We start from the raw sequence: 9,719 nt of genomic DNA, 5'->3' as shown, positions 1-9,719 counted from the left end.
CCAAGTTTTCAGGGAGAAAGCGCCGCAGCACCTCCCACTCATCTTCGACCAAAGTTCGCGGTTGCATCAGCCAACATAGCCAGCTCAATGCATACTTCAACTTTTAGGTATATGCTTATGGGCTGCACGCCTGTGTCACGAGAGGGTCACAGACTGGACACTTTGATCCAGGCGAGGTATTCGCGGTTGCCGTCGGTGCCGGTGATGGGGGAGTCGATGAGGCCGTTCCACTGAAAGCCGGGGAGATGATCGATGAAAGCGTGGATTTTGTCGCAGGCTTTCTGATGGAGTTCGGGCTCGCGGACGATGCCGCCTTTGCCGATTTCGTCGCGGCTGAGTTCAAACTGGGGTTTTATTAACACGAGAGCGTTGCCGCCGGGTTTGAGAAGGGGGAGCGCCGGAGGGAGGACGAGGGTGAGGGAGATGAAAGAGACGTCGGCGACGATGAGGTCGAGGGGCTCGGGGATGTCGGCGGGGTCGAGGTGGCGGACGTTGTATTTCTCGCGCGAAATGACGCGCGGGTCGTTGCGCAATTTCCAGACGAGCTGGTTGGTGCCGACGTCGAAGGCGTAGATTTTTGAGGCTCCGTGTTGCAGGAGGCAGTCGGTGAATCCGCCGGTGGAGGCTCCGATGTCAAGGCAGGTGCAGCCGGTGGGGTCAATGTTGAACTGTTGCAGGGCGCCTTCGAGTTTAAAACCGCCGCGACTGACGTATTTGGGCGGCTCTTTGACGCGCAGGACGACGTCTTCGGCGACCAGTTGTCCGACTTTGGTGACGGGGGTGTCGTTGACGAGGACGTCACCGGCGAGGATGAGGCGTTTGCCTTGCTCCCGGGATTCGCAGAGGCCGCGCGCGACGAGAAGCTGGTCGAGGCGCGATTTCATAAAAATTTATCCTTTCGCCTTCATCCTTTATCCTTTTAAGGCAGGTCCTGGATGATGTCGTCACCGACGACGACGGTGATGCCGGGAGGGACGGTGTTGGGAAGGATGTCGGCGATGGTGCTGCCTTCGTCGACAGAGGTGACTTTGATGCGGCCGATGATGTTTTGTTCGCGGCGGATGGCGAAGGTCATGCTGGTTTCTACTTTCATCGCGGCGTTGGCGCTGATGACGACGAAGCCGTATTCCTGCTGATACTCGGTGACTTTGCCGATCGGAGGAGCGGCGAGGATCTGACGTTGACGGGCGGTGAGTGGGGGAGGGGCGATGGGGGCTGGGACGCCGCCGGGAGGGACGATGGGACCGCCAAGTTGTTGTTGCGGTGATTGCATGGAAGGAGGTGGACTCAGGGGAGGGAGGTTGCCTGCGGTTGCCGTCGTCGGGGGTGGGTTGAGCGGAGGCAGAGAGCTGGGAGACTGCTCGCTCTGTTGTTGGGCGAGGATCTGGCTTTCGAGTTTGGCGATTTCGAGGTCGCGCTCGTTGACGGCAGCGGGATTTTGCTGACGGCGCAGCAGTTCAAACTCGTTTTTGAGGGCGGTGGCCTCGTTGCGTTGTTCGTAGATGAGGTAACCCATCACGCTGAACAGGGCGATGGTGATGAAGATGGCGAAGTATTTCATAAAAGGATGAGGGATGAAGGCGGAAGGATGAAGGGGTCAGTTACAAAATATCGCCGGGTTGGTAGGTGGCGGCGGTGGGATGTTTTTGGGCGAGGGTTTGAACTTTTTTGGCGAAGGTGTCGACCTGGGCGGCGGCTGCTCCGGTGTTGGCGCGGCCTTGTTCGCTGATGAGAGTGAATTGTTCGCTGGTGAGGCCGAGGCGGGGGTCGGCGGCGAGGCGTTCGAAGAGGTTGTTGAGGGAGATGGTGCCTTTGCGAAGGTCGCCGATGGTGGCGACGGCGTGTTCTTTGATGGCTTCGTGGGCGGCTTCGCGTCCGGCTCCGTTTTTGACGGCTTGCATGAGGACGGTGGTGGTGAGGAGGAAGGGGAGGTAGCGTTCGAGTTCGCTGAGGACGACGGCTTCGAAGACTTCCATTTGGTTGAGGACGGTGAGGAAGGTTTCGAGGAGACCGTCGATGGCGAGGAAGGCGTCGGGGAGCATGACGCGGCGCACGACGGAGCAGGAGACGTCGCCTTCGTTCCACTGGTCGCCGGCGAGGGCGGAGGCCATGGCGAGGTGGCCTTTGAGGATGGCGTGGAAGCCGTTGATGCGTTCGCAGGAGCGGCTGTTCATCTTGTGCGGCATGGCGGAGGAGCCGACCTGGCCTTTGGCGAAACCTTCGGAGGCAAGTTCGTGTCCAGCCATGAGGCGGAGGGTTTTGGCGAAGCTGCCGGGGCCGGAGGCGAGGTCGGTGAGGGCGGCGACGACGCGGAAGTCGAGACTGCGTGGGTAGACCTGACCGACGGCGTCGAAGGCGAGGGGGAGGCCGAGGTAGGCGACGACTTTTTCGTCGAGTTCACCGGCTTTGGCGGCATCGCCTTCGAAGAGGCTGATCTGGTCGAGTCGGGTGCCGACGGCTCCTTTGAGGCCACGGGCTGGGTAGGATTGGATGACGGACTCGAGGGCGTTAAGGCCGCCGAGAAATTCTTCGCCGAACATGGCGAGGCGTTTACCGAAGGTGGTGACCTGGGCGGCGACGTTGTGGGTGCGGGCGGTAAGGGGGATGTCGCGGAACTGACTGGCGCGGGAGGAAAGTTTGATGAGGGCGGCGACGGCTTTGGTGCGGACGAGTTCGAGGGCGCGGAAGGTTTGCAGCTGTTCGACGTTCTCGGTGAGATCGCGGCTGGTCATGCCTTTGTGGATGTGTTCGTGGCCGGCGAGGTCGCAGAATTCTTCAATGCGGGCTTTGACGTCGTGCCGGGTGATGCGTTCGCGGCGCATGATGGAGTCGAGGTCGACCTGATCCTTGACGCGCTCGTAATCTTCGATGGTGCCGGCGGGGACGGGGATGCCGAGGTCGCGCTGGGCTTTCATGACGGCGATCCACAGTTCGCGCTCGAGCTTGACCTTGCCTTCACCGGACCAGATGGCGCGCATGGCGGGCGTGGCGTAGCGTTCAGCGAGGACGTTGGGAATGGCATCAGTCATGGGGCGGTCCATTTTGCACAGTTTTGGGGCTGAGCAAAGCGGAAAGAGAAGTGGGATGCGGGGCTTGGGTCAGCGAGGCTCCATTAAAACTGGAAGTAAATGAAGTCGGCGGTTTCGGGACTGCGCAGGATGATGATGCCCCAGTAGATGAGGGCGGAGGCGGCGGTGATCACGGTGGTCCATTTCCAGCCGGGATAATGTTGGCTGGTGGAATCGGCTTGTTTTCGATGCAGCCAGAAGTCGATGAGAGGGTGGACGAGGTAAAGGGGGAGGGCGTAGAAGGCAGCCATGAAGGCGAATCGAAGGGCGGCCCGCCAGTCGGCTTCGGGGGCGGTGAAGGGGTTTTGGGTGAGATGGGCCCAGAGGTGGGACAGGCTTTGTTCGCGGAACATGAGCCAGCCGACATGGATGAGGATGAAGGTGAGGACGACGCGGAGCAGCCAGGGGATTTTTTCGGGTCGTAGCGAGGCGGGGGCACGATTCCAGAGGGTCCACAAAACCAGCAGGGCGCCGTGCCAGGCTCCCCAAAGGATGAAGTTCCAGGCGGCTCCGTGCCAGAGTCCGCTCAGCAGGAACGTGATGAGGAGGTTGCGGCATTGCTGAAGCAAAGAGCCGTGACTGCCGCCGAGAGGGAAGTAAACGTAGTCGCGGAACCAGGTGGAGAGGCTGATGTGCCAGCGACGCCAGAAGGCCTGGGGGGAATCGGCGAGGTAAGGGTGGTTGAAGTTTTGGCAGAGTTCGAATCCGAGGAGTCGGGAGCAGCCGCGGGCAATGTCGGTGTAGGCGGAGAAATCGGCATAGATCTGCACGCCGAAGGCGAAGGCACCGGCCCACACGATGGGAAAAGACGGGGTGTCGAGGGCGAAGATTTTGTTGGCGACGAGGGCGACGTTGTCGGCGATGACGAGTTTTTTGTAGAGTCCCCAGAGGATGAGCAGAACGGCACTGCGGGCGATGCGGGCATCGAAGGTGCGGGGTTTCTCGATTTGCACCAGGAGGTCGTTGGCGCGCAGAATGGGGCCGGCGACGAGTTGCGGAAAGAAGGCAACGAAGAGGAGGTAGTCGGGGAGTTTCCGCCGGGCTTCGACCTTGCCGCGGTAGACATCAATGACATAACTGGCGCTCTGAAAAGTGTAGAAGGAGATGCCGACGGGAAGGGCGACCTGGAGGAGGAAGGGGTCGGTTTCAAATCCAAACTGATTGAAGAGGGAGGTGACGGACGAGGAGAAAAAATTGAAGTATTTGTAGGTGGCGAGGATGCTGATGTTGGTGATGAGCGAGAGAAGCAGGAAGCGATTGCGCTGGTGGGGGCGCTTGTTGATGAAGCGGGCGGAGGTGAAGTCGACCACGCTGGTGAGGGCGATGAGCAACAACCACCAGGGCTCGACCCATCCATAAAAAACGTAGCTGGCGATCAGCAGGAAATAGTTTTGCCAGCGTCGTTGCAGCATCCAGTAGATGGCGAAGACGATGGTGAAGAAAGTCAGAAAGGTAAGAGTCTGAAAAAGCACAGGAGGAGGTCGTCGTTGTCGACTAGCGAATACTCAGCAGGGGACGGATGCGTTCGTGGAAGATGGCGGTGTAGGCGGGTTTGGCGGGGGCGGCGAGGTGGTCGCCGTTGCCATACATGGAGAGGGTAAGCCGTGGGTCGGGCCTCTCGTCGATGAAGGTGCACCCCTGGGATTCGGCCCACTCGCGGAAATCGTTGATGTAGGTGGTGAGGCGGGAGTTTTGATTGTCGACGCTGCGTTTGTCGGGGCGTCTTTTGACGCGGTAGAAGCAGAGGTGGATGTGGTGCTTCTTGGCGAGTTCGACGAAGTGGGGGAGCAGGGTTTGGGTGGGATCGGCAGGGAAGGGCGCGGGGGTGTTGGTGGTAAGATCGTTGTCGAGTGCTCCGGCATCGAAGACGTCGCCGCGCAGTTCAGTGAAGGCGAAAACCTGGTCGAGGTGTTTTTGCAGTTTCTTCTCTGCGCCGTCAGACTGGCCGAGGGTGGCGAAGTCCATGGACCATTCGGAAATGCGGCGGCGCATGTCGTTGGAGAGATGCTCGGAGAGGTATTTCTGTGCGAAGATGGATTGCGGCCTGGTCGTTGGCTGGGTGGAGGAGGCGAGGTCAACGAGTTGTTCATCGCCAGGCTGCATGAAGCTGTAGAGTTCGCGCAATTTGGGGCCGGTGAGCTTGAGGGCGGGATTGGTGAAATCGTAATCACGGAAAAAAACGACCACCAGTTTGGGGGGAGGATTGAGGTTCAGGGCAAAGTTCTTGAACAGCAGATACCACATGGTGCTGCGGCTGCCGTGTTCGACGAGAAAGGCGGAGTTGTAGGGGTGGATGAACTTGTCCAGCACCTCGAGGTCCACCCTCGTGTCAGTCATGGAATTGCCGATGAGGACCACTTCCGGGGTGGCTTTGGTGAGCTGCTGAAGTTTTTCGGTTTGGAAGGGCGCATCATATCCTTTTTCGCCGGGCTCGGGAGGGAGAAACAGCGGGCTGATGACGAGGAGGGCCATCAGCATGAGCCATTGGATGAGTTCACCTTTTGGGCGGCGAATGAAGTTCATGGGAGCTGTCGATAAATGGCCGGGAGCGGGTTTGGTGGCATGCTAGCCAAAACGCGTTGAGTTTCAAGTGGGTTCTGATTGGCCATGGGAAAAACTTTTGAGCGACGTCGACACCTGGGCAGGATGATTTTGGCATAAAAAAACGAAGTGGAGTCGGGCTCCACTTCGTTTGAACTGATGCGATGCGAAGTAGAACTTCGCGGTCGCTTTGAATATTACTCTCCGGCGGTGACGATGGCGGTTTCGCTCGGAGGAGTGCCAGGATCTTCGCCGAGGCTGATGAACTTCAGGACTTTGGCGTCGGGCTCGTGGATGAGTTTGACGACATCGCCTTCTTTCACTTCGCCACGGAGCAGGGCTTCCGCGAGCGGGTCTTCGATGTTTTTCTCGACGGCGCGACGCATCGGGCGGGCACCGTATTGAGGATCGTAACCTTCCTTGATGAGGAACTCGCGGGCACTGTCTTCGAGGGTGAGGCTGATGCGCTTGCGCTTGAGGCGGTTGAGCACTTTGCTGATCTCGAGATCGACAATGCGGTTGAGCTGGGATTTCTCCAGGGTCTGGAACACGATGATGTCATCGAGACGGTTGATGAACTCGGGCTTGAAGGCCTTCTTCGCCGCTTCCATCACCTTGCCCTTGATGCCTTCGTGATCGGCAATGTCCTGCTGCATCGCGGCGAAACCAAGGCTGGTCTGGCGTTTGATGGTCTCGGCACCGATGTTGGAGGTGAGGATGATGACGGTGTTACGGAAGTCGATTTTGCGGCCGAAGTTGTCGGTGATCTGACCTTCTTCCAGGATCTGGAGGAGGAGATGCATGACATCGGGGTGGGCTTTTTCGACTTCGTCGAAGAGCACGACGCTGTAAGGACGGCGGCGCACGGCTTCGGAGAGTTGACCGCCTTCTTCATAACCGACGTAACCTGGAGGAGCTCCGATCAAGCGGCTCGCGGTGTGTTTCTCCATGTATTCCGACATGTCGAGCTGGATCAACGATTCGGCACTGCCAAACATGAATTCGGCGAGGTTCTTCGCGAGGAAGGTTTTGCCGACGCCGGTGGGGCCGAGGAAGATGAAGCTGCCGATGGGGCGCTTGGGATCTTTGAGGTCGGCACGGCTGCGGCGCAGGGCCTTGCTGATGGCAACCACGGCTTCGTCCTGACCGATGACCAGTTTGCGAAGCTCGTCTTCCATTTTGAGGAGTTTCTCGGCTTCGGCCTGTTCCATGCGGTTGAGGGGGACGCCGGTCCACTTGCTGACGACGGCCATGATGTCCTCTTCGGTGACATCGACAATCTTCTCGGTGTTGGTGGCGCGCCAGGTTTCAAGGGTGTCATCGAAACGTTTTTTGGCAGCTTTCTCCTTGTCGCGAAGATGCGCGGCTTTTTCGAAGTCCTGTTCCTTGATGGCGACTTCTTTTTCGACGCGGATGGACTCGATTTCGGCTTCGATGACCTTCAATTCCGGTGGACGGGTCATGGAGGAGATGCGGGCTTTGGCACCGGCTTCGTCCATGATGTCGATCGCCTTGTCGGGAAGGAACCGGCTCGGCAGGTAACGGCTGCTGAGGTTGACGGCGGCTTCGAGGGCTTTGGCATCGAAACGGGCCTTGTGGTGGGACTCGTATTTTCCTTTGAGGCCTTTGAGGATGAGAATGGCGTCTTCAACGCTTGGTTCATCGACTTTGACCTGTTGGAAACGACGTTCCAGCGCCGCATCTTTTTCGATGTATTTGCGGAATTCGTTGAGGGTGGTGGCACCGACGCACTGAAGTTCACCGCGGCTGAGGGCGGGTTTCAGAATGTTGCTGGCATCCATCGCTCCTTCAGCGGAACCGGCACCAACGATGGTGTGAAGTTCGTCGAGGAACAGGATGACGTTTTTGTTGCGGCGGATCTCGTCCATGACGGCCTTGATGCGCTCTTCAAACTGGCCGCGGTATTTGGTGCCGGCGACCATCAGGGCGAGATCGAGGACGATCACTTTTTTGTCGCGAAGGATTTCGGGGACGTTGCCCTGGGCGATTTCCTGGGCAAGACCTTCGACGATGGCGGTTTTGCCAACGCCGGCTTCACCGATGAGCACCGGGTTGTTTTTGGTGCGGCGGCAAAGGATCTGGATGACGCGTTCGATTTCCGGTGCGCGGCCAATGACGGGATCGAGATCACCTTTTTGGGCGAGTTCGGTAAGGTCGCGACCAAAGGCACGGAGGGCAGGCGTTTTGCTGTCTTTCTTGGGGCCGTTGGGCATGGATGAGCTTTCGGGACCGCCACTGCCACCGCCTTCTTCTTCCTCTTCTTCGTTGCCGAAGTTGGGATCGAGCTCCTTGAGGATTTCGTTGCGGGCTTTCTCGAGATTGACGTCGAGGGTGCGAAGCACCTGGGCGGCGACGCCTTCACCTTCGCGAAGGAGTCCGAGCAAAAGGTGTTCGGTGCCGACGTAGGAGTGGTTCAGAGCCTTGGCTTCCTTGGAGGCGAGGGCGAGAACTTTTTTGACGCGGGGTGTATAAGGGATGTTGCCGACCATTTTGGTGTCGGGACCGGAGCCAACCTGCTGTTCGACCTGCATGCGCACGGTGTCGAGATCGACGCCGAGCTTGGTGAGGACGTTGACAGCGACGCCTTGACCCAACTTGATGAGGCCGAGCAACAGGTGCTCTGTCCCCACGTAGTTGTGGTTGAAGCGGTCGGCTTCCTTCCTGGCAAGTGCCAGGACTTGTTGGGCGCGGGGAGTAAAGTTATTCATCATGGGATTCAGGGGGAAGCGCGGAATCGTCCGCGTCGTTGTCACTGGATACGTTTAATGGTTCGGGGACGGATTTCAATCGATCACGGGTGTTTTCTGCCCGCAAACTGTCGCGTTCTTCGACGCTTAGATCGCGTTTGGCGGTAAGCTGAAGATGCGCGGGTTGAATTTCGAGGAGCAGCATGTCCAGCAGGCTGCGATCGCAATCGGTGATGATGTCCAGATCGGCGCCGAGGCGCAGCAGGGAGAGGTGGGTGAGGGCTTCCTTTGAACTGAGAATGTGAGAAAAACGCAGGGTGGCATAAGCGCGACCGACCTGGTCATGCAGCATGAGGGCGTTTTCGTGGAGAAGCTTTTCGCGGGCGTGGATTTCGGCCTGGACGATGTGTTCGGCGACACCTTCGATGCGGCTGATGAGCTCCTGTTCGGTTTCGCCGAGAGTGTGCTGATTGGAAACCTGGAAGAGGTTGCCGAGGGCTTCAGTGCCTTCGCCATACAGGCCGCGGACGGCGAGTCCGATTTTGCTGACGGCGTTCATGACCTGCTTGATCTGTTCGGTGAGAACGAGCGCGGGCAGGTGCAGCATCACGGAGGCGCGCATGCCGGTGCCCACGTTGGTAGGGCAGGCGGTGAGGTAGCCGAGGCGGGTGTCGAACGCGTAGCTGAGGTTTTCTTCGAGGGCGCTGTCGATGCGGTTGACGAGGTCGTGGGCGGTGCGCAGGTCAAGACCGGCGCGGATGCCTTGCATGCGGAAGTGATCTTCCTCATTCACCATGACGGCAATGCTTTGTTTGCGGTCGATGACCACGGCACAGCCGGTCGAGCGGGCGGCATGTTCACGGCTGACGAGGTGACGTTCGACGAGCACCTGCTTTTTGGTTTTGGTGAGGCTGGGGTATTCCTCGTTGAAGCCGTCCTTGAGTTCAGGAAGGGAGGCGAGCAGGGGGCGGACTTGATTGAGAAGTTCGACGCGTTGTTTTTCCGAGGACCAGCCTGGGAAGGACCAGCCGCGCAGGTTGCGGGCGAGCCGGATGCGGGAGGTCATGACGATCTCCGAGTGGGGGCCATGGCCCTGCATCCAGTCAGCGGGATTTTTAAGGAGGGTGGAGAAGCGCATCAGATACGTGGGAAGCTGTCTTATCTTTGATATAGACTACGTATGAAAGTAAACGTGAGAATAATCCATGCCTTTGTTTAGAGAAATTTTGCGCGCTGAGGCTGGCGGGTGGGTTTGTCTGGGGTGGAGGGGTGCGTTTTTTGGTCTGTGGGAAATCTGGCTTGTTCGACTGAGCCTTGGAGGTTTGTGTGAATATGCCTCAGCATTGAGGCGCGAAAGCGACAGGATGACGCAGGACAATGATTCGGGGGGGCTCTCAGTAGC

The 9,719-nt window shown here is 58.8% G+C and carries 7 protein-coding genes; all 7 read right to left on the bottom strand.

Annotation, left to right across the window (positions count from 1 at the left end; genetic code table 11):
- Positions 1 to 146: 146 nt before the first annotated feature.
- The gene (locus tag FEM03_RS22080) at positions 147 to 884 is read right to left on the bottom strand and encodes a TlyA family RNA methyltransferase (RefSeq protein ID WP_138088487.1); all 738 of its coding nucleotides are present in this window, start codon (positions 882 to 884) and stop codon (positions 147 to 149) included.
- 35 nt (positions 885 to 919) lie between these two features.
- A complete protein-coding gene (locus tag FEM03_RS22075; RefSeq protein ID WP_138088486.1) occupies positions 920 to 1,561 on the bottom strand; it encodes a hypothetical protein in 642 nt (213 codons plus the stop codon).
- Positions 1,562 to 1,601: 40 nt separating this feature from the next.
- Positions 1,602 to 3,029 (bottom strand): adenylosuccinate lyase, encoded by a 1,428-nt coding sequence (purB, locus tag FEM03_RS22070; RefSeq protein WP_138088485.1) that lies wholly within the window; start codon positions 3,027 to 3,029, stop codon positions 1,602 to 1,604.
- 83 nt (positions 3,030 to 3,112) lie between these two features.
- Positions 3,113 to 4,540 (bottom strand): MBOAT family O-acyltransferase, encoded by a 1,428-nt coding sequence (locus FEM03_RS22065; RefSeq protein WP_138088484.1) that lies wholly within the window; start codon positions 4,538 to 4,540, stop codon positions 3,113 to 3,115.
- Between the two features lie 22 nt (positions 4,541 to 4,562).
- Complete coding sequence (locus FEM03_RS22060; protein ID WP_138088483.1) at positions 4,563 to 5,591, bottom strand: hypothetical protein; 1,029 nt, start codon at positions 5,589 to 5,591, stop codon at positions 4,563 to 4,565.
- Between the two features lie 215 nt (positions 5,592 to 5,806).
- Positions 5,807 to 8,341, bottom strand: coding sequence for an ATP-dependent Clp protease ATP-binding subunit (locus FEM03_RS22055; protein ID WP_338089891.1), 2,535 nt, complete (start codon positions 8,339 to 8,341; stop codon positions 5,807 to 5,809).
- On the bottom strand, positions 8,331 to 9,455 hold the full coding sequence (locus FEM03_RS22050; protein ID WP_138088482.1) for a protein arginine kinase: 1,125 nt from the start codon (positions 9,453 to 9,455) through the stop codon (positions 8,331 to 8,333). The genes FEM03_RS22055 and FEM03_RS22050 overlap by 11 nt, the downstream gene beginning before the upstream one ends.
- Positions 9,456 to 9,719: the final 264 nt, after the last annotated feature.

It is taken from the genome of Phragmitibacter flavus, assembly GCF_005780165.1.
GTDB lineage: Bacteria > Verrucomicrobiota > Verrucomicrobiia > Verrucomicrobiales > Verrucomicrobiaceae > Phragmitibacter > Phragmitibacter flavus.
The sequence above is the reverse complement of the archived record's forward strand: the minus strand, read 5'-3'. Positions and strand labels throughout refer to the sequence as shown.

Bases quoted from the DNA above. Each gene is read 5' to 3' on its own strand.
- FEM03_RS22060 (WP_138088483.1), bottom strand. From the start codon at position 5,591: ATGAACTTCATTCGCCGCCCAAAAGGTGAACTCATCCAATGGCTCATG.
- FEM03_RS22050 (WP_138088482.1), bottom strand. From the start codon at position 9,455: ATGCGCTTCTCCACCCTCCTTAAAAATCCCGCTGACTGGATGCAGGGC.
- FEM03_RS22080 (WP_138088487.1), bottom strand. From the start codon at position 884: ATGAAATCGCGCCTCGACCAGCTTCTCGTCGCGCGCGGCCTCTGCGAA.
- purB (WP_138088485.1), bottom strand. From the start codon at position 3,029: ATGACTGATGCCATTCCCAACGTCCTCGCTGAACGCTACGCCACGCCC.
- FEM03_RS22075 (WP_138088486.1), bottom strand. From the start codon at position 1,561: ATGAAATACTTCGCCATCTTCATCACCATCGCCCTGTTCAGCGTGATG.
- FEM03_RS22055 (WP_338089891.1), bottom strand. From the start codon at position 8,341: ATGATGAATAACTTTACTCCCCGCGCCCAACAAGTCCTGGCACTTGCC.